Raw genomic sequence first — 22,019 nt, 5'->3', positions numbered from 1 at the left:
AGACCGCTAAACCTCAGCCACGAAGTTTACTAGCGGTCTTTTTGATTGCCAACGATTGCTTGGATAACGGTGATGACGAGCTTGACGAGTGTTAGAATAAACCCGCCAAAAGTGAGCATCAGCGCTTCAGCATGTTTTCTGCGGAGTGAGGCGTGCCGAGCGGAAGCAACGGACAAGAAGGCACCTCCGTTCCTGTATAGTTTGGTGGTTGTGCGTAGGCACCACCTCACAAGAAATTGGATTTGCCAACCGTTTTCAACTTTCTGCCCGATTACTGTATCATGACAGGATGAATTGAACATTGTAGTGCTATGATGGTTGTCTAAAGAGCGGGTGGCAATGGTGATGTGGGGTGGTCAACGACCTCCGTTGCGGTGACACGCTTAGAGATTGTAAGGGCGACGTGGTGAACTTAGAGGTGACAATTGAACGAGTGAACGATCCGCAAACGCGGCCGCAGATTGTTCAGAGGATTTTGGCCGAGCTGCCTGAGTGGTTCGGCTTGCCGGAATCAACCCAGTCGTACGTTGATGAATCGGCAGACCTACCGCTTTGGGTGGCGAAGGTTCAAGGCACGGCCATCGGCTTTATTGATCTGAACGAGACCAGCCCTGATGCCGCCGAAATCAGTTGCATGGGCGTTTTGAAACCGTATCAGCACCTGGGCGTTGGCTCACAGCTGGTGCGTGAGCTCACGCGGTTCGCCGAGAGCCGCTACCGGTTCCTGCAGGTTAAAACGGTCGCTGAAGGGCATTACAGCCAGTACGACGACACGATTCGGTTCTACGAGGCCATGGGTTTCACGCGGCTGGAGGTGTTCCCGAGCTTGTGGGATGAGTGGAACCCGTGCCTTATCTTAGTCAAGTATCTTGGCGGGTAGCCTGTGGCGTTGTTGAATGACTTGCGGTTCCGCTCGCGTGTCTGTCTGTTTTTGCACATCGACTTGGAGGTCCAAAATGATCATCGCACCGTTGACCCAAACCCCGCACCACACCGCCGAACTGGTGGATCTGGTCAACTACTGCCAAAACATCGAGGCCAAGCTGGCCATCAAGATGGCGGAGCAAGACGACATTTTCCAGCTTGACGACTACTACCGCCGCCCCGGCGGCGAGTTCTGGGGTGCCCTCACTGACGACGGCCGGCTGGTCGGCTGCATCGGGCTATTGCCGCTGGACGGAGACACCGCGGTTTTGAAGAAGTTTTTCACCTATCCCGATTTTCGGGGCCGGCCGCACCACCTGGGGTTGGCGCTGTACGAGACGCCGCTGAAGGCCGCGAAGGACCGCGGCCTCACGCGGTTGGTCTTAGACACGCCGGAAAACGAGCACCGCTCGCACAGCTTCTACGAGCGGCAGGGCTTCACGCGCATCGACCGCGACCAGCTCGGGGTGGCCTATGCCTTTCCGGACCGCGACTCGCGGTATTACGAGCTGCGGCTGAAGTAGCCTCGGTTCCGCAGCGGTCGGCCACCGAGCTGGCCGGCACAAATAGTGATCCAACCCAAATAACGCGCGGCACGGAGCAGTCCGGGTCGCGCGTTATTTGTGCGGTCAGGCGGTGCGGTCAGGCGGTGCGGTCAGGCGGTGCGGTCAGGCGGTGCGGTCAGGCGGTGCGGTCAGGCGGTGCGGTCAGGCGGTGCGGTCAGGCGGTGCGGTCAGGTGGTGCGGTCAGGCGGTGCAGTCGGCCTACTCGGTTTACGGCTCGGGCGCCGCCTCGAACGCGTAATCTTCGGCCAGCGACGTGAAGCTCGCACCACAGGCCGTTGCGAACTGCTTCAGGCTGCTGGCCTTGGTCAGCTTTTTCATTCGCTTGGTCATGTCCGGCAGGGTCTTGAGGACCGCGCCGGTGCCGTCCGGAAAGAGGAAGTAGCGGGTCAGTCGCGCGTAGTCCTGATCGTCCTTGGGGCCGGGGACGTCGAAGACGTAGCCGGTCTGGACGCGCCCGATGGTCTGGGTCTTGAACACCTTGACGAGGTTGGGGGTGGCGGCGTCGGCGTAAGCGTTGAAGTCGCCAATCAGGTTGGCGTAGAGGCGCAGGTCAGCCTGTACGTAAGTTTGGTCGCGTCGGCCGGAACAGCCGGCGACGGTGATGTCCGGGCTGTCGGGGGTTCGAGTCGGCGTGACGACGTGGTCGCGTGAGTACTCCTCAATGTTGAAGCTGGGGTTGACGGTCAGCTGGTCGCCGGTGGAAAAAGCGACGGTGTGGCCGCTGCGCTTGGCCACCAGGTTGCGCGACTGGTCGATGGCGGCCGTGCGGCGCAGCCCGGCCGCCTTGAGGGCGTAATTGTTCCGGTAGGTGACGGCCGTCGAAGCGGACTTGGCGGCCAGGCGGTGGCGAGCGAGCTCGACGTTGAGGGTCAGACGCGGCCAGTAGTGGTAGGCCAGCGGGGACAGCGCCACCAGCAGGAGAATGGCAAGCGTCGCGCGGTTGATCGGGCGGCGCTTTTGCGGCCGCGGCTTGACGAATAGGCGGTCGTACTCGGCATACCACGCCGGTTTTTGCGGCTTGCGCTTAACCATGCGCCGTCACCTCCGTCGCGTCTTCTTGGACCACCCGGGCGTAGTCGGCGGTGATCGCCTGGGCCCGGGTGCGGATGCCGGCGGCCATGTCGGCGATGGCCGCGCTGACCGCGGGGCTTGCGACCGCAGCCTGCGTCGCCGTGATGAACTGCTCGCACGACGTGACCAACTCCGGCAGCATTTTGTACAGAAAGTCGGCGTGTTCGGTCATCTCGTGGGGATGCGCCATCAGCTCGCGGAACAGCTCCTGGGCGGCGTGAAGGCCGCCGGTTGCCTGCAGGATCTTGGCCAGCTCGGGCGAGCGGGTCGCGCAGGTGCCGAGCTTTAGAATCTGCATTTTGGCCGTAGACATGACGCCTTGAAAAAGGTGCAGCTCGTCGCCGCTCAGGTGGTGCTGCGAGCGGTAGGCGGCGATCGCCTGGGAGTGGCCGACGACCGCGGTTGCCTGCTGGGTCGGCAGCAGTGTGATCACCAGTAGCGCGATTGCGGATACCGCCCAGGCCGCCAGCCACGCCCAAACCAGGCGGTCGGCGAGCCTGCCGGAGGCGTCGGCGTAAAGCAGCCACCAGGTGCAGTAGGCGAAGATGGTCTGGGCGACGCCGACGCCCGGGGCGATGCCGGCGTCGCGGTAGCGTCGGGCGCAAAGGGCGGCGGTGGGAATCACCAGCAAGGCGCGAAGGGTCAGCTGGGGCAGGATGCGGTTGCCGATGAGCAGGCCGGACGCCAGCTCGAACAACAGCCACCACGGCAGCAGCCACCAGTACTCGCTGCGGGAGCTGCGGCCGTTGAAGTTCAGGGCGTTGGTAAAATAGGCGCGAAGGGCGTAGCGCCTGCTCACACCGTAATCGGGATTGTGGGGATTGGACATGGGGGCCTCCTGTGAGAATCAACCCATTATCGCACGGGGTAGCGGCCCAAAACCGTCAACTTTTGGAAACTGAGTTCGCACCGCGGCAGCCGAGTCGGTGGGCTGCCATTCAATCGGCCAAAATCTTTGCGCCGCTGTTTGGCATTCGCTATAATGGAATCGGTATCAATAAGGAGGAGTGTCGAATGCCAATTGACCTGAGAGATGTCCAAGACGTTTACAAGGACGCCGGGGACAACATTATTTTCGCCACCATGGACCTGTTGCGCCAGGACCACGACGCCGACTTGGCGATGATCCAAGACCTCGCAGAGCGCCTGCCCGCGTTCGAGTCGTCCTTGAACGTCCGCTACCCGGAAGCCGGCCTCGCCGTCGCCTTCGGGCTGTCGCGCAAAGCCTGGGACTACCTGTTTTCGGCCGGGCCGCGGCCGGCGGAGCTTGAGGAATTCGCGCCGGTGGTCGGGCCCAAGTACACCGCGCCGGCCACCCCTGCGGATCTCTTTTTCCACATCCGCGCGAAGAACTCGGCCGTGCCGTTCGAGCTGATGAGCCAGGTGATGGACCGCATCAAGGACCAGGTGACCGTGTTGGATGAGACCCACGGCTTCCGCTACTTCGAGGGTCGCGCGATCATCGGCTTCGTCGACGGCACCGAGAACCCGACGGCGCTGGATACGCCGGACTACGCGGTGATCGGGTCGGAGGACGAACGCTTCATCAACGGCTCCTACGCCTTTGCGCAGCAGTACCACCACGACATGGACGCGTGGAATAAGCTCAAAACGGAGCAGCAGGAGGCCGCCATCGGCCGCAAGAAGTTCACGGACGTCGAGCTCGAGGATGACGAGAAGGCCCACAACGCCCACAACGTCGTGTCCCAGGACAACGAGGGCGGCGTCGAGCACAAGATCGTGCGGATGAACGTGCCGTTCAGCAACCCCGCGGAGGGCCTGCACGGCACCTACTTCATCGGCTACGCCCGGCACTGGACGGTGACCAAGCGGATGCTGCAGGGGATGTTCGAAAAGTCCGACCGCCTGCTGGACTTCTCGACGCCGGTCAGCGGCGAGCTGTTCTTCATCCCGTCCCGCAGCCTCTTGGCCAAAATCGCCGACGGGGAAGGGTTCTAAAGCGCAAAACCGTGAGCTTCACATGCAAACAGGGGCTAGCCGAGTGAGGGCCAGTCCCTGTTTGCGGTGGGTGGTGCGTTACGCCTTCTTGTCTGCGTCCAGCAGTACGACGCCGGCTGCCGGGTTGTGGTCGATCGCCCCGACGACCTTGTGCGGCAGGTAGTCTTCCTCAAGGTAGGCGATATCCTCTGGCGTCAGCCGCACGGCGAAGGCGCCGGCCGCGGCCGATGCCATCGTGGCCTACGCCGACGTGCGGCCGGCCGGTTTTGAGCAGACCGCTCTGGACCACCTGCCGGCTGCCTTCCTGGCGGCACCGGGCCGAGACTGGTCGCGGCTGCCAATTCTGGTCAACGCCGATCGACTGTGCCCGTTTCGGGCCCGGACGCTGCGCGATTGCAAAAGCGAGCTGGCCCGAATCGTGACGCTGGACGATTGGGACAGCATCATCGCGACGGTGGCCAGCGGCCGTGGGGTGGCGCTGTTGCCGACGTACCTCGCCGCAGCCCACGGTCTGGTGAACGCGCGGCCGCGGCACCGCTACCGCATCGCCTACCGGACGTTTGCGGCACGTCAGGGGTGACAGCGGTGCGGGGATGAAGGAATGAGGAGGGCTCACTTGCCACCCGAGTATTGCCTGTATATACTGAGGATACGAGGTGATAGCATGATTGACCCAACCAAGCTGGCGAACCGGGAGGACCGGAAAGTCGGCCAGAGCAACAGCAGCCTGTACGTCACGATTCCGCCGGCGATTGCTGCGGCGCTCGGGATTCACAAGGGCGACCACGTGACCATCGGCGAGCGCGACGGGCAGGCGGTGATTGTGCCGGTGCATCAGCGCGATGAGGCACTGGCCACCGTCGCACGCATCGACCGGTTGATTGCTGAGAACCAAGACGCCATGGATTACCTGGCGGACCGCTGATGAAATGCTTGAGCGAAACCGAGATTGTGGCGCTCAACGTCTGTGTGCAAAAACATTACGACCAGGTGGCTGCGATTCGCGACGCCGCGGCCCTGGAGGACATTGTGCGTTCGGCGCATCAGGAGGTCTTCGGCCGCCGGTTGTACGCGACGGTGCCCGACCTGGCCGTGTTTTACTTTGTGAAGTTGATTAAGAAGCACGTTTTCAACGACTGCAACAAGCGAACGGCTTACTTGGCCCTACTTGACTGCCTGGGGCAAAACGGCGTTGTGTTCCACCCAATTGCGGCGCAACGGCGCGAGCTGGCAGACCTGGCCAGCCACGCGGCGCAGGTCGACGGGGAGCCCCAGGAGCTGTGGCCGGAAGTGCGGGCCGCGGTGCGGAAGCTGCTGGCGTAGATTGTCTGGCGACCGGACTTGTCGACTCGGTTGAAGGGAGGAACACATTTGGATCTGTTATTCACGTTAGACGCCGGCTACCTGGAACCGCTGAAGGTCGCCTTGACCTCGCTTCACGCCAACGACCCGGAAGCGGCCATCACGGTGTGGCTGATTCATTCGGACATTCCGGCCGCCGAGCTCGAGGCGGTCGCCCGGCTCACCACGGCCTTTGGCTGGTCTTTTCGCCCCGTCGCCGTCGACGCCAGCCGCTGGGCCGCCGCGCCGACGCAGGACCGCTACCCCAAGGAGATGTATTTTCGCCTGCTGGCCGGGGATATTTTGCCGGCCGACTTGCACCGGGTGCTGTACCTCGACCCGGACATTCTGGTCCTCAACTCGCTTTCACCGCTGTGGCGGCTTGACCTGCAGGGCCAAATGCTCGCGGCGGCGACGCACACCGGCCTGGTCGATGTCACCACGCCGTTCAACAATCTGCGGCTGAACACCGATCACGCCTACTTCAACTCCGGGGTGCTGTTGATCGACCTCGACCAGGCCCGGGCCCGAATCCGCTGGGCCGACATCCGGCGCGTGATCGAGACCCAGGGCGATTTTTTGATGCTGCCGGACCAAGACATTCTCAACCATCTGTACGGCAAATACATCCAGGAGGTCCCGGACGAGCTTTGGAACTACGACGCGCGGGGCTACGCCAAGTACTTCCTGCGCAGCAAGGGCGTGTACGACATCCACTGGGTGATGGCCCACACGGCGATCCTCCACTTCGATGGTCAACCCAAGCCTTGGTCGGCTAAGCACACAACCGCTTCACCGCGCTGTACCTGGCGTATCAGAAGCTGGCGGCGAACTCGGCGACAGCCGACTGACAGCCAAAATGGTTCCCCAGCGGCCTCACGTGAGGCGATGGGGAACCATTTTTTAGGCTCAGCTCAGTGCAAGCGGCGGGACGGCGATTGCGCCACCGGTTGGTTCAGATCAGTGCGAACAGCAGCGCCGCCACGACGCCGCCGATGATCGGGCCGACCACCGGCACCCAAGCGTAACCCCAGTCGGAGTCGCCCTTGTTGGCGATTGGCAGCACCGCGTGAGCCAGGCGGGGGCCGAGGTCACGCGCCGGGTTGATCGCGTAACCGGTGGTGCCGCCCAAGCTCAGGCCGATACCGGTGATCAGGATGCCGACGCCAATCGGGTTGAGGCCATCGGTCCACTGGCCCTTGGTGAAGGCGAGCAGTCCGAAGACCAGCACCGCGGTGCCGAGGATTTCGCTGAACAGGTTGGCCAGCGGCCGGCGAATGGCGGGACCGGTGGCAAAAGTGCCGAGAATCGCGGCCTCATCCTTGGTCGCCTCCCAGTGCGGCAGGTACTGCAGCCACACCAAGGCGGCGCCGACGAACGCACCGAGCATCTGGGCGATGATGAACGGCACCACGCCGGCCCAGCCGAACCGACCGATGGCGGCGAACGCCAGGGTGACGGCGGGGTTGAGGTGAGCGGGGCCGAGGAAGCCGGCGCAGTAGACGCCAAGCGTCACGGCCAGGCCCCACCCGAGGGTGATGGCAATCCAGCCGGCGCCTTGGGCCTTAAACTTGTTGAGGCTGACGCCGGCGACGACCCCGTCGCCGAGCAGCACCAGGATTAGGGTGCCGATGAACTCGCCCAAGGCCTGGGTCATGATGGTAGCAGACATAGTTTTTCTCCTTTGGGGGGTTGCCCCGCTTGTGATTGCCTCAGCTCTGGTGGCCGGCGCGTTTGAGCTCGCGCAGGCTAGTTTCGTCGTAGGCGGCGGCCAGCCGCTGCAGCTGACCGCGCGTCTCGTCCGGTCGCCAGCCCAAGAGTCGCGCCATCTCGTTGGTTACCGGTTCCGCCAGGTGGTGGCGTTCGTCGGCGTGAAAAAGCATCGCGGTGGTTCGCCGCAGCAGGTAGTCAACCGGCGTCAGGGCCGCCTCTTCTGCCACGCAGTAGCGCAGGCTGGCGGATTCGGCCAGCGACAGGCCCGGCGCCGCCCCGCCCTTGAGGTGGGTCAGGACTTGGTCAGTGTTGCTGCCGAAGCGTTCAGCCAGCGTTCTGGCGTCGGCCTCGGGCAGCCCGGCGGCCACGCCCAGCTGGGTGAAGCCTTGCATCGCCGCCGCGACGTCGTCTGCCGCGAAGTCCCCGCCAGACACCGGCAGCTTGGTCGAGTCGATCACCGCGGCGGCCACGCCGAAGCGCTCGGCCAGCCGATGACGGATCAGCGCCATCGCGCCTTCGGCCATTTTGCGGTAGTCGGTCAGCTTGCCCCCGGCCAGCGTCAGCAGCCCGTCTTGCTCAACGGTCAGGGCCGAGCCGCGCGACACGGTCGACGGGGCCGCCGCGGCCTGGGTCGGCCGCAGCGCGGCCACCACCCGCTCGACTGCGGTCTGGTCGGTTGCCCCGGCGGCAAAATCCTGCACCGTTGCGACCAGCTTGGCCAGCCCGGCGGCGCTCAGGTGGTGTGAGGCGCCGCCGTTGTAGTCGTCGCCGCCGGCAATCAGCGGCCGCAGCCCCGCCCAGGCGGCCTCGATGTCGGCCAGGCGAACGCTGGCCTGTGGGAAGCGCCGGTTGATCACCCGCAGCAGGTAGTCGACGTCGGGTTGCTCGACGCGGGGGTGGCGGTAGTCGCCGCGGTAGTCGGTGTCGGTGGTGCCGAAGTACGTTTTGCCCTCCCGCGGCACCACGAAAATCATGCGGCCATCGCCGAGCCCGGAGTCAAAATACAGGGGCTGTGGCACTTGCAACACGCTGGCGTCGACCACTAGGTGAACGCCCTTGGTCGGCCGCAGCGTCGGCGTGTGAGCGAGCTGGCTATCGGCCTCGCGCAGCTGATCCGACCACGGCCCGGTCGCGTTGAGCAAAACCTTCGCAGACACGGTGAACTCGCCGCCGTTGAGGTGGTCGTGAACCCGCACCCCGGTGGCTTGGCCCTGATCGTCGTGCAAGATTTCCAGCACCTCGGCGTGGCTGACCGCTAAGGCGCCGCGAGCGACGGCGGCCTTGAGGTTTTCGATCACCAGCCGCGCGTCGTTGTTGACGTAATCGAGGTAGACCCCGCCGCCGGTCAGGTTGGTCGTGGCCAAGGCCGGCACCGTTTTAGCCACGGCCGCCGCATCCAGCGTGGTGTTGGCGTAGGGGGGCCCGGTGATGCCGGCCAGCCGGTCGTAAAGGTCCATGGCGACCTTGACGGAAAAGTCATCGAAGGTCGCGCCGGGTTCTTGGAACAGCGGCAAAAGCATCGGCGTCGGGCGGGGGATGTGCGGGGCGATACCTTGAATCACGGCGCGTTCTCGCACCGTGTCGGCGACCACCTGCACGTCGAAGGTCTTGAGGTAGCGAATGCCGCCGTGAACCAGCTTGGTGGAGCGAGACGAGGTGCCGGCACCGAAGTCCTGCATCTCGAGCAGGCCGACGCGCAGGTTGCTTGCGGCCGCCTGCAAGGCGACGCCGGCGCCGGTGATGCCGCCGCCGATGATCAACAAGTCGAGCGGGGCGGCCGTCAGCTGTTGAACGGTGGCGGCACGGGTGTGAGCGGAAAAAGCCATCGGGTGAGCCTCCTTTGAACCGCTGCACCGGCAGCGGCGAGCAGACGGGACGGTTGCGTTGGGGCGCCGCCTCCGGGGTGGGGGAGGCGCCTCCAGGTCGGGCGCCGCCTTGCGCTAGTGCTTGAAGGCCATGGTGGCCTGAACGGCGGCCTGCCAGCCGGTGTAGAGGTCGGCGCGACGGGCGTCTTTCATCTGCGGCTCGAAGCGCTTGCCGATTTTGGCAATGCTTTGCAGCTCGTCCGTGTTGGCCCAAAAGCCGACGGCCAGCCCGGCCAGGAAGGCGGCACCCATCGCCGTGGTTTCGAGGTTGGCGGCGCGTTCGATCGGGGTGTTGAGAATGTCGGCCTGAAACTGCATCAGGTAGTCGTTGTTGGCCGCCCCGCCGTCGACGCGCAGGGTGGGAATGGCGATACCGGTATCCTTGTACATGGTGTCGACCACGTCGCGGGTCTGGTAGGCCAGGCTTTGCAACGTCGCCTTGATGAAGTCCTCGCGGGTGGTGCCGCGGGTGATGCCGAACACGGCGCCACGGGCGTCGGCGTCCCAGTACGGGGCCCCAAGCCCGGTGAAGGCCGGCACCACGTAGACCTCGTCTTGGGACTTAGAGGCCAAGGCCGCCTCCTCGGAGTCCGGGGCGGTGGCGACCAGCTTCATCGCGTCGCGCAGCCACTGAATCGCCGAGCCGGCAACGAAAATCGACCCTTCCAAGGCGTAATGAACCTCGCCGCCGATGCCGTAGCCGATGGTCGTCAGCAGGTTGTTGGCCGACATGGTCGGCTCAAGGCCGGTGTTCATCACGATGAAGGCGCCGGTGCCGTAAGTGTTTTTGACCATGCCGGGCTCAAGCGCCAGCTGGCCGAACAGGGCCGCCTGCTGGTCGCCGGCCATCCCGGCGATCGGCACCCCGGAGCCGTAGAAGTGGTAATCGGCGGTTTGGCCGTAAACCTCGGAGTTGCTGCGAACCTCGGGCAAAATGGCCTTGGGGATGTTCAACAGCGCGAGGATGTCGTCGTCCCAAGTAAGCGTGTGGATGTTGAACAGCATGGTGCGGGAGGCATTGGTGTAGTCGGTGACGTGAAAGGCGCCGCCGGAGAGCTTCCATGAAATCCAGGTGTCGATGGTGCCGAACAGCAGCTCGCCTTTTTCCGCGCGTTCCTGGGCGCCTTCGACGTGGTCGAGGATCCAGCGAATCTTGGTCGCGGAGAAGTAGGCGTCGATGAGCAGCCCGGTTTTGTCGTGAATCAGGTCGCCGTGGCCGGCTTCCTTGAGCTGGTTGGCAATGGCGTTGGTCTGGCGCGACTGCCACACAATCGCGTGGTAGATCGGCAGCCCGGTCTGCTTGTCCCAGATCACCGTGGTCTCACGCTGGTTGGTGATGCCGACGCCGGCGACCTGCTTGGGCTGGATGCCCGAGTCGATGAACGCCGTGGCGATGGTCGACAGCACCGCGTTCCAGATCTCGTTGGCGTCGTGTTCGACCCAGCCGGGCTGCGGGAAGTACTGCGTGAACTCGCGCTGCGCGTCGGCCACCTTGTTGCCGGCGTGGTCGATGATCAAGGCCCGAGTCGAGGTGGTGCCTTCGTCGATGGCGAGGATGTAGTCGCCTTTTGTGGTCATGTCGTTTCCCCCTGTATCAAAATATTTGTGACATCGCTTACATTAACATGATAACGAACCGAGCCCCGGCGGGACAACTCAAAGCCCGTTGTCGTTAACCCGGTTGACGGTCTTCCTAACTTTACCACGCACTGGGTGAAAACGGTAACAAAACCGTCGCGGCACAGCCAACAGGAGCCAACCGCCGCGCAGCCGGCTCCACAGCGAATCCCGCAGCCGGCTCCATAGTCAGTCCCACAGCGGGGCTTCGGCCAAGCGGCGCGGTGCCGGCAATCCGCGTGGGTCGGTTGCGCGACCGCGCCTGGCCATCGGTGCTCGGGTCGGGTGAACCTTTGGACGGGACTTGGGAGCCTAGGGCGGCCGCTTGTGGCAACGCGCCGTGCCGGCTATACTGAACATGAAGTCAGAGAAACCGGTCCCATGATCGGCACGGAGGAATTGTGATGGACGAGCAGTGGCAGCGCCTGTATCGGGCGGCCAAGGCGGTGCTGGCACCGCGCAATGTATCGGCATACGTCGAGGCCGGCGGGGTGGCGGCCGCCGTTGAGGCCCCAAGCGGTCGGATTTACGTCGGGGTTTGCGTCGACACCGCGTGTACGTTAGGCGTCTGTGCGGAACGCAACGCCATTTTCAACGCGCTGACCCATGGCGAGGCGCGTGTCACGCGGGTCCTGGCGATTGGCGCGGATGGCCAGGCGATGGCGCCGTGCGGTGCGTGTCGGGAGCTGATGGCCCAGCTGATGCCAGGGGCGGCCAAGGACGTGCAGGTGATGCTGGATTGCGCAAGCGGTCGCGTGGCGACGCTGGCGACGTTGACGCCCGACTGGTGGCTGTGAGGCCGACGCCAGGGAGACTGGCACGATGCGGCGAGCCCGGTGTAAAACATTGCTGGGAGAATAATGGCCGCTGACGCGGCCAATCAAAGGGCCGACCCTTCGCAACTTGCGGAGAGCCGGCCTGTTTGGTTCGCGGTTCGGCCTTTGGTTCGCTGTTGATGGACCGCGGTATGCGACGCTGATGGTTCTGCCCTAGTTGCCGATCACCGGGTCACCGAAGTCTTCCAGGGTGGTGGCGAACAGGCGCAGCCGCTGGGCGTAGCTGGGGTGGTCGCTTTGCTCGGCAATCACTTGCTTGAGGTCGCTCAGGTTGTCGGTGATGATGCCGTCGACGTCTTCAAACAGCATCTGTGCCATCGTGTCGCGATCGTTGACCGTCCAGGCCCAGACGCTTTGGTGCCGAGCGTGAACCGTGTCGACCAGCTCCGAGTCCAGCGTGGTTTCTTCGACCGTGTAGCCGGACAGGTCCGTCTGCGGCGCGACCAGGCTGAAGGGCATGATGAAGCCGGCGTAGAGCTTGGGAACCCGTTGGTGCAGCCGGGTCATCAGCCGGTAGCTCAGCGAGTGGATGCGGTCGCCGTCGTGCTGCAGGCGCTGGGCGTAACGCGCGATGAAGTGCGTGAGCATCTCGGGGCTGTCACCCGGTGCCGGCTTGAGCTCGACGATCAGCCGCTGGTCCAGTTTTTCCGCCGCTGCCAGGTAGTCGTCGAAGCTCGCGAGCTTGGCGTGGTGGCCGTTTTCCCGGACCGTGATGCGCTTGAGCTGGGCGAGCGTCAGCTGCCGCGGGGTGCGAGCGACGCCGGCTAGCGCCTTGAGGTTCTCGTCGTGCAGCACGATGAACTGGCCGTCCTTGGTCTCGTGCAGGTCCATCTCGACAAAATCTGGGTGCAGCGCCGCGGTTTTACGCAGCGCCGGGATGGTGTTTTGCACCCCGTTGCCGGCATCGACGCCGCGGTGGGAGATGGTCAGGGGATGCTCGGCCAAGGCGCCGGTCATGTAAAAGGCGCCGAACGCCGCCATGATCACCACCACCGCCCCGCCGGAGGTCAAAACGACGATTCGCCGCAGCCAGTGGTGCTTGGCCGGAATCGGCCGGCTCGCCTTGACCAGGCCGTCCGGCGCCACCAGAAACAGCAGGTACAACACGCTGGTCGCCCCGCCCAAAAGCGTCTGGCCGGCCAGCATCAGCGTCAACAGCACCACCGCCGCCGGCAGCGCGAAGGCGGTGCGATCCAGCTGGGTCTGCAAGGCGATCAGACCGCTGGACCAGGCCCAGCCGACCAAGGTCGACACCAAGGTCAACAGCGCCAGGCGCCAGGCGTAGCGCCAAAACTGGCCGCGGGTTTGCCGCCAGGACTGCCGGGCCGCCGCGCCGAGCGGCTGGTCGCGCAGGATGGTGTTGGGCAACACCCGTACCCACCGCAGCCCGAGGTAGGCCGCCCCGAGGTAAAACGCGGCGACCAAAACCGCAAACACCGGCTGGGCCGTCAGCCACTCGAGCACGAAGGTCGGGATCTGCACCTTGTTGAGTAGGGCCGACTGCACCACCACGCCGGCGAACGGCACGATCAGCAGCAGGTAGACGACGAAGAAGCCGAAGCTCGAGGGCCGCAGGTGGCGCAGGTCGGCGAGCCCCTCGCCGACCTGCGCCACCTGCGGCCCTCGAGCTGCTGGATGCTGACGATGCCGCCGAGCAGCACCGCAAACTGCAGGTAAACCAGCACCAGCAACAACACGAGCAGCGCCGCCAAAAGCGCCGCCGCCCCGGGGTGGCGCAGCACCACGGCCGTGAAGTTATCCACCCCGAGGTAGGGAATGCCGGCCCGGCGCAAAATGCCGGCGGTGGCCCAGCGCATCAGCGGCACCGCGACGCCGGCGGTAACGGCGGCGACCAGCTCGACCAAGAGCAGGTAGCTGCCCCAGCGCGACGCGAACTCCCGCAGCAGTGACCTTGTGTAACGTAATGATTTCATTGTTCGTCCTCCATGAAGACGATTATAACGCGCGGAACGCTTCGGCGCCTCGGGCCGGGGCACGACAGTGAGGCGACAAGGTGGCAGGGGTGGGGTAAAATACAGAGAGCAACTAAAAGGAGGCACTTTTAATGGTTTTGAACCCAACGCATCGCTATGCCCAACAGGCCACCCGGCTGACGCAGGGGCTGTTTGTGGGGACGAGTTTACTGACGGTTGTCTTTTTCGGTCTGACCGCTTGGCGCGGCTGGTGGTGGTTGCTAGGTGTCGCCGCCATCGTCGCCTTTTGGGGTGGCTACAGCCTGTTGATGACCACCGTGCCGGTCCGCGACCTGACGACGCAGATTACGGAGACCGTCCCGATGGCCGCCTGGCGCGACTTCAAGCGAGCGCATCCCGACCGGGTGGCGAAAAATGGCAGCAAGTAGCCGCCACGCCCCGGTGACGTTGGTGCCAGTACCCGTTGCCGCTCGCACCGCGGCGCTGACCGCCGCGCTGGTGGCGGTGTGGCGTCAGTCCGTCGAAGCGACTCACCACTTCCTCGACGCGGCGGCCATCGCCGCCATTGCCCCGGTAGTGCCAGCGGCGCTGGCGACGGTGCCGGTGCTGCTCGTGGCCCAAGACGCCGCGGGGCGGCCGCTGGGCTTTGCCGGCATCGCGGCGGCGAAGCTTGAGATGCTGTTTTTGGCGCCGGCGGCTTTCGGCCGCGGCCTCGGGCGGCGGTTGGTGACGGCGGCGGTGGAGCGCTTCGGGGTGGTGGCCGTCACCGTCAACGCGCAGAATCCGGCTGCGCTGGGCTTTTACCGGCACATGGGGTTTGCGGTGACCGGCACAAGCGCCACCGATGAGCAGGGCGGCCCCTACCCGGTGTTGTTCCTGCGCCGCCGGTCAAGCGGCGATGCCTGGGCCGAGGCCCTGCGGCTGGCCAAGGGCCTCAACCGCGTCGGCATCCGGCCCTACCTGCTGGGCAGCCTGGCCGCCGGGCGGCTGCTCGGGCGCGATTTTGCGCCGCACGACATCGACTGGCAGCTTCGCACCGCCAACCTGCGCGACTGGCGGCGGGTGACCGGCGTGATGGTCGGGGCCGGCTACCGCCTGTGTGACCCGCACGAGCGAGCCTTCAGGTGCGGTCCGTGGCTGGTGGGGTTCGGCGACGTGGAGACGCTTGCTCCATACGCCGGCGTCGACTACCGCGGCTTCACGCGGGTGACGGCCGGCGAATCGACCCTGCACCTGCCGACGCAGGCGCAGCTGGCCACCGTGTACAAGGCGGCGGTGCAAGACGCCTGGCGAGCCGGCAAGCCCAAGGACCGGCGGCTGTGGGCCGCGCTACGGGAGGGTGAGGCGCGGTGAAAAATGGTCAAATCATTGTGCTGAGCGGCCAGCCTCGGGCCGGCAAGTCGCGCATCGCCCGGGTGATTCAGGCGACGTTCCCCGGCGACTGGCTGATCACGGGCGTCGACGCGCAGATGCAGGCGCTGCCTGACCACCTGCAGCCCGGCATCGGGTTGCGGCCCGGCGGCGAGCGACCGGCGCTTGAGCCGGTCATCCGCAGGCTTTACGCTGGGCTGTTCGCGACCCTGGCCGCCTACAGCCGCCAGGGCTTCAACGTGGTGGCGGATGTCGGCCTCCACGATGGCTACAGCCGGCCGCTGAGGCTCGTGCCGCTGCTTCATCGGCAGCTGGCCGGGCTACCGCTGGTGGTGGTCGGCGTGACCGCGGCGCCTGAGGTGATCGCGGTCCGGCGCCTGGCGACCTGGCAAAAGCTGCCACCGGCCGCGGTGCTGGAACGCTGGGCGACCGCCGTGGCGGCGACGCCGGTGGATCTGACGGTCGATTCCGGTGAGCTCGGGGCGACCGGCTGCGCGGCCTTGATCCGCTCATACCTGCAAGGAGGAATTGCGAATGATTGAACGCTTGAACGATCCGACCCCGGCCCAGCTGGACGCCTTGATGGCGATTTGGCTGAGCAGCAACTTGGAGGCGCATGCCTTCGTGCCGGCCAGCTACTGGCGAGACAACGCGGCGGCGGTGCGGCAGGCGCTGCCGGCGGCGACGTTGTACGTGGCTTCGGATGCCGGCACGATTATCGGCTTTGCCGGGGTGCAAGGCGACTACCTGGCCGGCCTGTTCGTCGCGGCCCAAGCGCGTGACCGCGGCGTCGGCCACCAGTTGATGGCGGCGCTTCAGGCCGCCTACCCGCGGCTTTGGCTGAGCGCTTTTGCCCAAAATCTCGGCGCCGTGCGGTTCTACCGCCGCGAGGGCTTCACGGTCACCCAGGCGCAGGCGGCGGCCGATGTGCCGGACCAAGAGGAGCTTGAGATGACCTGGGTGCGGCCGTAGTCGCGACCTGGTTGCCAAAAGGGCCCGACGTCGATGTTCATTCCAAACATCGGTGCCGGGTCTTTGCAATCCCATTCGGCCGGGCGTCAGCTGTCGAAAGCGTCGAGCACCGCCAGGAATTGCTCGGCGATCGCCGCCTCGCCGATGGCCGCAAGCAGCGGCCGTTCCGGCGGCGCCGGGGGTTCGGCTGGCCGCCCCACCGAAGGTAGCTCGTGGTTGCGGTACAGCGCGGTGCCTTCCAGGTAGGGTAGGGTGATCACGAAGCGGTCGGGCCCGGCGACCACGGTGGTCACCAACACCGCGTTGGCGTCCTTGGTGCGGGTCACTCGGCAGTCCGGACAGGTGGCGACCGCCAGCCGGTGGCCTTGGTAAAAGGCGAGGCGGGTGGTCAGACCCGACGCACGGTACTGCTCCCAGTGGGTCGGACACAGCGTCACCTGAATGCGGTCGGGGTGCGGCGGTCGGTACAGGCCGTGGCTGACCGCGCCGTCTGCGGTCGCAATCAAAACGGCCAGCCCCCGGGCCTGCAGCGCGTCGTAATCGTGCAGGCCGCTGTGGTGCGGCGTCGTGTGGCGCGACCAGTACCGGCCGAGCCGCCCAATCTCCCCCAGCCAGTAGGCCAAGGCTCCGAGCTGCCGCTGGGCCTCGGGCAGAGGTGCCAGTCGGGTTTGCAAGGTCGCCCAGTCGGCCCAGTAGGCGGCCGCTTGGGCCTGCAGCCACGCTTTTTGGCTGGCCTTAAGGGCCAGGGCGGAGCGGCGTTCGGCCTGCCAGGCGGGGTCGTGGTGCTGCCGATCGTGCAGCTGCGCAATCAAGGCGGCGCGGCCGGGTTCGCCTAACGCCTGCAGGTTGAACACGGACAAGGCGGTGTAGGCCGGGACGTCGACCTGGTGGCCGTACAACCGCACGGACTGGCTGGCGCCGACGGTCAGGTAGCCATACGCGGTGAGCAGCTTGCGTTGTGCGTAGCCGAGGGTGAAGGGCAGGTTGCCCGGCGCCAGCAGCGGCTCGGCGGCGGGATGGGCCAGAAAGTAGTCGGTCAGGCGACCGGGCGCCGCGGCCAGCAGGGATTCGGCCGCGGTCACTAGCTGCTTGCGCCTGGCAGTGGGGCCGGCCGGCCGCCTCGCCCAGGTCAAAAAGGCCTGGAGCTGGCCGCGGGTCATCAGGGCCAAAAGCTCGGGTTGAAACTGCGTGATGAGAACGGCAAGCGGGAGCTTGAACATATCATCGCCTCCTTGGTGGCTGTCGTAAGGAGATTACGCAACCAGGCGCCGGTCGCCTGGCGACCGCCGACACAATTCGACGTGAGTGGCCACCGGTGTAACCGCTTGTAAGACGCGGTATACTGGTGGCGGGAGGTGTGTGAGATGGAAGCATTGAATGAGGCCGTCGCGCAAAAGCGCCTGGCCCAGCTGGGCGGCCCGGTCAACCTGGTGCGGCCGGTCCAGGCGGCGCAGCTTGCAACGTACTGGACCGCGATTGGCATCGGGATGCCAACCACCACGGCGGTGAGCGCAACCTTCAGCGAAGCCGACGCGCTGCTGACGGTTCGCCCGGCGGTAGCCGTGACAGGGGCTTCAGACGCATCGGCGGCCGTGACCCCGGCGACGTCCGGTTCCGCACCGGCTGGCGGCCCGGCGACGCCCGGTACCGCGCGGTCGCGGGTGTTTGGCGCCACCACCAGCGGCCGCGCCATCGCCGGCGTCCAGTCAAGCAACGCGGTGGCCAATGGCGCGGCGGTGGGCGAGCTGGTGACCGCGGCCGCGGCTGCCGGTGCCACCGGCTGGCTGCTGCAAGACGAGGGCCGCGCCGGGCTCTTGATTCACCAGGCCGCGGCCGACCTGCTGATTGTCTGCAGCCAGCTGGTCTGCCGTAGCGCCGATTGCCACTGCGGGTAGCGGCTGGGTACCGGTGCCGACCGTCACCGCGGGTAGCGCCTGAGAATAGGCGTCGGCGGCCACCGCGGGAGTGGCCTGGCACTGTCACCGACTGTCGCCGACCGTCGCCGTGCTGTCGGCTTGATGAGTCGCGGTCTCGGTATTGCAATCGGCCTGGGCTGCCGTCTCGCAACGGCCGCCTTGCGACCGGTCGCGTCTGCGGACGGGCCGGTCGCTTTTTGGTTGGCGGCAATAAGTGTAGAATGGGGGAAACAACACCCGGGAGGTCACCACATGAAGGAATTGGTCGCAGGCATCGTCGCGCATGTCGACGCCGGGAAAACCACGCTGTCGGAGGCGCTGTTATACCGCACCGGCACCGTGCGAAAGCTCGGCCGCGTCGACAACGGGGACGTGTTTTTGGATTCCGACGCGCTGGAGAAGCAGCGCGGCATCACGATTTTCTCCCACCAGGCGCGGCTGACTTACGGCGACTTGACGCTGACGTTGCTCGACACGCCGGGGCACGTCGATTTTGCCAGCCAAACCGAGCAGGTGCTCAGCGTCTTGGACGTCGCGATCCTGGTGGTGTCGGCCACCGACGGCATTCAAGGCTACACCCGCACCTTGTGGCAGCTGCTCGCGCATTACGGGGTGCCGACGGTGGTGTTCGTCAACAAGATGGACGTGGCGACCCAAGACGCCAAGGCGGTGCTGGCGACGCTTCAGCGCGAGCTGGACCCGGCGATCACCGACTTCACCGCACCGGATGACGCGGCGACGCAAGAGGCAATCGCCGTGTGTGACGACGCGGTGCTTGAGGCCTACCTGGACACCGGCAACCTCGCCGACGCGACGGTGCAGCGGCTGATCGCCACGCGGCGCGTTTTTCCCTGCTACTTCGGCGCGGCGCTGCGGCTAGACGGGGTGCCGGACCTCTTGGCGGGGCTTGCGCGGTTCGGCCAGGCGCCGCAGTTTGCGCCCGAGTTTGGCGCCAAGGTGTTCAAAATCTCCCGCGATGAGCGCGACGAGCGGCTGACCTGGGTGCGGCTGACCGGCGGCCACCTGGCACCCAAGGCCAGCATCGGCGAGCAGAAAATCAACCAGCTGCGCGTCTACAACGGCCAGCGCTACCAGGCGGTGCCTGAGGTGGCGGCCGGCACGGTTTGCGCGATTCCCGGGCTGAGCGACACCGCCCCGGGTCAGGCCTGGGGGGCGGCGACGCCGGCCCCGACGCCGCTGATCCAGCCGGTGTTGACCTACGCGGTTCGCCCCTCGACTGAGGCGCTGCCGCAGGTGCTGGCGGCGCTTGGGCGGCTGGAGGAGGAGGACCCGCAGCTGGCGGTGACCTGGTCCAGCCGGCTGCAGGAGATCCGGGTGCAGGTGATGGGGGCCGTGCAGCTGGAGGTGCTGACGCAGCTGTTGGCCCAGCGCTTCGGGCTTGACGTGACGTTCGGGGAAGGCAGCATCCTGTACCGCGAGACCCTGACGGCGCCGGTCGAAGGCGTCGGCCACTTCGAGCCGCTGCGCCACTACTCGGAAGTACACTTGCTGATGGCACCGGCCGAACGCGGGTCCGGGCTGCACCTGGCCACCGATTGCTCGCTTGAGGTGCTGCCGCGCAACTGGCAGCACCAGGTGATCGCCAACCTCCAGGCCAAAACGCAGCTGGGCGTCTTGGTCGGGGCCCCCTTGACCGACGTGTCGCTCACGCTGGTCGGCGGGGGCTTTAGCATCAAGCACACGGTCGGCGGCGACTTTCGCGAGGCGACCTGGCGAGCGGTGCGGCAGGGGCTGATGATGGCGCGTCGCACCGGCGACTGCCAGCTGCTGGAGCCTTGGTACCAGTTTCGCCTGCAGGTCGCCACGACCCAGGTGGGTCGCGCGATGAGCGACGTTCAGCAGATGGGTGGCACCTTCGAGACGCCGGCGCAGCAAGGCGACTACGCGGTTTTGACCGGCTTCGCGCCGGTGGCGGGGATGCAGGATTACCCAGCAACGCTTCGCGCTTACACCCACGGGCAAGGGACCCTGGACTGCGTCGTCGCCGGCTACCGGCCGTGCCACAACGCGGCGGCGGTGATTGACGCGGCGGCCTACGATCCGGTGGCCGACCTGCCCAACACGCCGGACTCGGTGTTTTGCGCCCATGGGGCCGGCTACCCGGTGGCCTGGGACAAGGTGCCGCAAACCGCGCATTGTCCGTACCGGTTGGCACCGCGGGAGGCGTGAGGCCGGCGCCTTGCCGGCTTGGGCGGTGACGCCGCCGTCACGATTTGCCACCGTCTCGGATGGCTACCGTTACGGATTGCCACCATCGACGGCGCAACCGCTGCCACGGCCGGTGTGGCTGGGCCTTGAGTTAGGCGCATGCTGAGGTGACCAAGTTTCAGGCCCGGCCGCCTCCCGCGGCCGCCCCGAGGCGACTATAATGGAACCCAACACAACGGAGGTAGTTATGATCAAGGGACTGGGCATCGACCTCACAGAGATTGCGCGAATTGAGCAGGCGCAGGCCAAGAACCCGCACTTTGCGGCCAAGGTGCTGACGCCGGCCGAGCTTGCGCAGTACCAGGCGCGAAGCGGCCGCCGGGCGCTGGAGTATTTGGCCGGGCGCTTTTCGGTCAAGGAGGCCTACGCCAAGGCGTTCGGCACCGGGCTCGGTCGCGTCGGGCTGCAAGACGTCGAGACGCTGAGCGAAGCCCTCGGGCGGCCGGTGATCACCGCGCAGCCCTTCACCGGCCGAGCCCATGTGTCGATCAGCCACACGCAAGACCTGGTCATGACCGAAGTGATTTTGGAGGAAAAAGCATGAGCATGGTAACGGCAACACACCGCGAGAGTCGGGTCCTGGTTTCGGAGGCGGCGATTCAACACAACATCCACCACGCGCTGAGGCGGCTTCCCGAAGGCACCGCCCTGCTGGCGGTGGTGAAGGCCGACGGTTACGGCCACGGCCTGCTGCGGGTGGCCAGAGTCGCCGCGGCCAGCGGCGCCACCGGCTTTTGCGTCGCGGTGCTGGACGAGGCGCTGGCGCTGCGTCAGGCCGGCTTCACTCAGCCGATTTTGGTGCTGGGCATTGTGGCTCCGCGCTACGCCGACCTGGCCGCGGCCCAAGACATCGCGCTGCCGGTGGGGAGCCAGGATTGGTTGGCGGCCGCCCTGCCGGTGCTTGAGGCGGCCAAGGTGAAGCCGCTGCGGGTTCACCTGGCGGTCGATTCGGGGATGGGCCGCATCGGCTTTCGCGACCCGGCGGCGCTGAAGGCGGCCGCGGCGTTTGCCGCCGCACGGTCGGTGTTTGACATCGAGGGGCTGTTCACGCATTTTGCCACCGCCGATGCGGCGGATACCACCTACTTCACGACCCAGGTCGCGCGGTTCAAGGCGATGCTTGCGGCGCTGCCGACGCGGCCGCGCTACGTCCACGTCGCCAACTCGGCCACCAGCCTGTGGCATGCGGCCTGCGCCTGCAACGCGATTCGCTTCGGCGTCGCGATGTACGGCCTTAACCCCTCGGGCCGCGAGATTCCGACCACGCCTTACGAGCTGGAGCCGGCCCTGTCCGTGGTGTCGGCTTTGACCTTCACCAAGCGGCTGGAGGCCGGCGCGGCGGTGTCTTACGGGGCGACCTACCGCGCCCAGACGGCCGAGTGGATCGGCACGGTGCCGATGGGCTACGCCGACGGCTGGCTGCGCCGGCTGCAGGGCTTTCACGTGCTGGTCGACGGCCAGTTTTGCGAGATCGTCGGCCGCATCTGCATGGACCAGTTCATGATTCGCCTGCCGCACGATTACGCCCCGGGGACCCCGGTGGTGCTGGTCGGCCGCAGCGGCAGTCAGGCGATCACGCTGCAGGACGTGGCGGATTACAGCGACACCATCCACTACGAAATCGCCTGCAGCCTGAGCGAACGGCTGCCGCGCGAATCGGTCGACCGCATCTAGAACGGGTGTTCGCCGTTGCGTTTTGGCCCCC

26 protein-coding genes are annotated in these 22,019 nt (G+C 66.0%); 16 read left to right on the top strand and 10 right to left on the bottom strand.

The genetic code is table 11. The features are described 5' to 3' along the window. Positions 1–29 precede the first annotated feature (29 nt). Entirely contained in the window at positions 30–122 is a 93-nt protein-coding gene (locus ACYVRZ_RS08970) for a putative holin-like toxin (RefSeq protein ID WP_461226347.1), read from the bottom strand. Positions 123–418: 296 nt separating this feature from the next. Here ACYVRZ_RS08970 and ACYVRZ_RS08965 point away from each other — a divergent pair, with 296 nt between their 5' ends. Next, positions 419–880 (top strand): GNAT family N-acetyltransferase, encoded by a 462-nt coding sequence (locus tag ACYVRZ_RS08965; RefSeq protein WP_461226276.1) that lies wholly within the window; start codon positions 419–421, stop codon positions 878–880. Between the two features lie 76 nt (positions 881–956). After that, entirely contained in the window at positions 957–1,448 is a 492-nt protein-coding gene (locus tag ACYVRZ_RS08960) for a GNAT family N-acetyltransferase (protein WP_461226275.1), read from the top strand. Positions 1,449–1,697: 249 nt separating this feature from the next. Here ACYVRZ_RS08960 and ACYVRZ_RS08955 read toward each other — a convergent pair whose 3' ends face one another. Then, positions 1,698–2,522: a hypothetical protein gene (locus ACYVRZ_RS08955; RefSeq protein ID WP_461226274.1), complete on the bottom strand. Its 825-nt coding sequence runs from the start codon at positions 2,520–2,522 to the stop codon at positions 1,698–1,700. After that, positions 2,515–3,390, bottom strand: a complete 876-nt coding sequence (locus tag ACYVRZ_RS08950) for a 5-bromo-4-chloroindolyl phosphate hydrolysis family protein (RefSeq protein WP_461226273.1) — start codon at positions 3,388–3,390, stop codon at positions 2,515–2,517. The genes ACYVRZ_RS08955 and ACYVRZ_RS08950 overlap by 8 nt, the downstream gene beginning before the upstream one ends. Positions 3,391–3,575: 185 nt before the next feature. Between ACYVRZ_RS08950 and ACYVRZ_RS08945 the strand changes: the two genes are divergently transcribed. Further along, positions 3,576–4,520, top strand: coding sequence for a Dyp-type peroxidase (locus ACYVRZ_RS08945; protein ID WP_461226272.1), 945 nt, complete (start codon positions 3,576–3,578; stop codon positions 4,518–4,520). 78 nt (positions 4,521–4,598) lie between these two features. Here ACYVRZ_RS08945 and ACYVRZ_RS08940 read toward each other — a convergent pair whose 3' ends face one another. Continuing rightward, the gene (locus tag ACYVRZ_RS08940) at positions 4,599–4,754 is read right to left on the bottom strand and encodes a hypothetical protein (protein ID WP_461226271.1); all 156 of its coding nucleotides are present in this window, start codon (positions 4,752–4,754) and stop codon (positions 4,599–4,601) included. A 1-nt stretch (position 4,755) separates the two neighbouring features. On the opposite strand from ACYVRZ_RS08940, the gene ACYVRZ_RS08935 reads away from it, so the two are divergent. From ACYVRZ_RS08935 to ACYVRZ_RS08920, 4 genes are all read left to right on the top strand, one after another. Beyond that, positions 4,756–5,100: a type 2 periplasmic-binding domain-containing protein gene (locus tag ACYVRZ_RS08935; protein ID WP_461226270.1), complete on the top strand. Its 345-nt coding sequence runs from the start codon at positions 4,756–4,758 to the stop codon at positions 5,098–5,100. An 84-nt stretch (positions 5,101–5,184) separates the two neighbouring features. Next, a complete protein-coding gene (locus ACYVRZ_RS08930; protein WP_461226269.1) occupies positions 5,185–5,445 on the top strand; it encodes an AbrB/MazE/SpoVT family DNA-binding domain-containing protein in 261 nt (86 codons plus the stop codon). Then, entirely contained in the window at positions 5,445–5,843 is a 399-nt protein-coding gene (locus tag ACYVRZ_RS08925; protein ID WP_461226268.1) for a type II toxin-antitoxin system death-on-curing family toxin, read from the top strand. The genes ACYVRZ_RS08930 and ACYVRZ_RS08925 overlap by 1 nt, the downstream gene beginning before the upstream one ends. Before the next feature lie 48 nt (positions 5,844–5,891). Next, positions 5,892–6,860 carry a glycosyltransferase family 8 protein gene (locus tag ACYVRZ_RS08920; protein ID WP_461226267.1) on the top strand — a complete coding sequence of 323 codons (969 nt, stop codon included), beginning with the start codon at positions 5,892–5,894 and terminating at the stop codon, positions 6,858–6,860. Here the strand turns inward: ACYVRZ_RS08920 and ACYVRZ_RS08915 are convergent. The 3 genes from ACYVRZ_RS08915 to glpK form a co-directional block, all read right to left on the bottom strand. Then, positions 6,817–7,521: an MIP/aquaporin family protein gene (locus tag ACYVRZ_RS08915; RefSeq protein ID WP_461226346.1), complete on the bottom strand. Its 705-nt coding sequence runs from the start codon at positions 7,519–7,521 to the stop codon at positions 6,817–6,819. The two genes, ACYVRZ_RS08920 and ACYVRZ_RS08915, sit on opposite strands and share 44 nt — an antisense overlap. 52 nt (positions 7,522–7,573) lie before the next feature. Then, positions 7,574–9,400 (bottom strand): type 1 glycerol-3-phosphate oxidase, encoded by a 1,827-nt coding sequence (gene glpO, locus ACYVRZ_RS08910; RefSeq protein WP_461226266.1) that lies wholly within the window; start codon positions 9,398–9,400, stop codon positions 7,574–7,576. Between the two features lie 114 nt (positions 9,401–9,514). Then, on the bottom strand, positions 9,515–11,017 hold the full coding sequence (gene glpK / locus ACYVRZ_RS08905; protein ID WP_461226265.1) for a glycerol kinase GlpK: 1,503 nt from the start codon (positions 11,015–11,017) through the stop codon (positions 9,515–9,517). 443 nt (positions 11,018–11,460) lie between these two features. Here glpK and ACYVRZ_RS08900 point away from each other — a divergent pair, with 443 nt between their 5' ends. After that, entirely contained in the window at positions 11,461–11,853 is a 393-nt protein-coding gene (locus ACYVRZ_RS08900) for a cytidine deaminase family protein (RefSeq protein ID WP_461226264.1), read from the top strand. A 192-nt stretch (positions 11,854–12,045) separates the two neighbouring features. Here ACYVRZ_RS08900 and ACYVRZ_RS08895 read toward each other — a convergent pair whose 3' ends face one another. Both ACYVRZ_RS08895 and ACYVRZ_RS08890 read right to left on the bottom strand, forming a co-directional pair. After that, positions 12,046–13,506 (bottom strand): glycerophosphoryl diester phosphodiesterase membrane domain-containing protein, encoded by a 1,461-nt coding sequence (locus tag ACYVRZ_RS08895; protein WP_461226263.1) that lies wholly within the window; start codon positions 13,504–13,506, stop codon positions 12,046–12,048. Beyond that, entirely contained in the window at positions 13,422–13,826 is a 405-nt protein-coding gene (locus ACYVRZ_RS08890) for a glycerophosphoryl diester phosphodiesterase membrane domain-containing protein (RefSeq protein ID WP_461226262.1), read from the bottom strand. Before ACYVRZ_RS08890 ends, ACYVRZ_RS08895 begins: the two co-directional genes overlap by 85 nt. A gap of 131 nt (positions 13,827–13,957) precedes the next feature. Between ACYVRZ_RS08890 and ACYVRZ_RS08885 the strand changes: the two genes are divergently transcribed. Genes ACYVRZ_RS08885 through ACYVRZ_RS08870 form a run of 4 tightly spaced genes read left to right on the top strand, consistent with a single transcriptional unit; the run spans position 13,958 to position 16,169 of the window. Beyond that, the gene (locus tag ACYVRZ_RS08885; RefSeq protein ID WP_461226261.1) at positions 13,958–14,254 is read left to right on the top strand and encodes a hypothetical protein; all 297 of its coding nucleotides are present in this window, start codon (positions 13,958–13,960) and stop codon (positions 14,252–14,254) included. Continuing rightward, the gene (locus ACYVRZ_RS08880) at positions 14,241–15,179 is read left to right on the top strand and encodes a GNAT family N-acetyltransferase (protein ID WP_461226260.1); all 939 of its coding nucleotides are present in this window, start codon (positions 14,241–14,243) and stop codon (positions 15,177–15,179) included. Before ACYVRZ_RS08885 ends, ACYVRZ_RS08880 begins: the two co-directional genes overlap by 14 nt. Continuing rightward, a complete protein-coding gene (locus ACYVRZ_RS08875) occupies positions 15,176–15,739 on the top strand; it encodes a phosphotransferase-like protein (RefSeq protein ID WP_461226259.1) in 564 nt (187 codons plus the stop codon). Before ACYVRZ_RS08880 ends, ACYVRZ_RS08875 begins: the two co-directional genes overlap by 4 nt. After that, positions 15,732–16,169 (top strand): GNAT family N-acetyltransferase, encoded by a 438-nt coding sequence (locus tag ACYVRZ_RS08870; RefSeq protein ID WP_461226258.1) that lies wholly within the window; start codon positions 15,732–15,734, stop codon positions 16,167–16,169. Before ACYVRZ_RS08875 ends, ACYVRZ_RS08870 begins: the two co-directional genes overlap by 8 nt. Before the next feature lie 86 nt (positions 16,170–16,255). Here ACYVRZ_RS08870 and ACYVRZ_RS08865 read toward each other — a convergent pair whose 3' ends face one another. Next, a complete protein-coding gene (locus ACYVRZ_RS08865) occupies positions 16,256–17,389 on the bottom strand; it encodes a hypothetical protein (protein WP_461226257.1) in 1,134 nt (377 codons plus the stop codon). A 144-nt stretch (positions 17,390–17,533) separates the two neighbouring features. Here ACYVRZ_RS08865 and ACYVRZ_RS08860 point away from each other — a divergent pair, with 144 nt between their 5' ends. The 4 genes from ACYVRZ_RS08860 (at position 17,534) to alr (ending at position 21,988) form a co-directional block, all read left to right on the top strand. Continuing rightward, positions 17,534–18,064, top strand: coding sequence for a hypothetical protein (locus ACYVRZ_RS08860; protein WP_461226256.1), 531 nt, complete (start codon positions 17,534–17,536; stop codon positions 18,062–18,064). A gap of 273 nt (positions 18,065–18,337) precedes the next feature. Continuing rightward, positions 18,338–20,275 (top strand): GTP-binding protein, encoded by a 1,938-nt coding sequence (locus ACYVRZ_RS08855; protein WP_461226255.1) that lies wholly within the window; start codon positions 18,338–18,340, stop codon positions 20,273–20,275. 226 nt (positions 20,276–20,501) lie between these two features. Next, the gene (acpS, locus tag ACYVRZ_RS08850; RefSeq protein ID WP_461226254.1) at positions 20,502–20,858 is read left to right on the top strand and encodes a holo-ACP synthase; all 357 of its coding nucleotides are present in this window, start codon (positions 20,502–20,504) and stop codon (positions 20,856–20,858) included. A gap of 2 nt (positions 20,859–20,860) precedes the next feature. After that, positions 20,861–21,988: an alanine racemase gene (gene alr / locus ACYVRZ_RS08845; protein ID WP_461226345.1), complete on the top strand. Its 1,128-nt coding sequence runs from the start codon at positions 20,861–20,863 to the stop codon at positions 21,986–21,988. The last annotated feature ends 31 nt before the right edge of the window (positions 21,989–22,019 follow it).

The organism is Lacticaseibacillus suihuaensis, from assembly GCF_054785075.1.
Note: the sequence above shows the minus strand (reverse complement) of the source record. Positions and strands in the feature narration are given on the sequence as shown.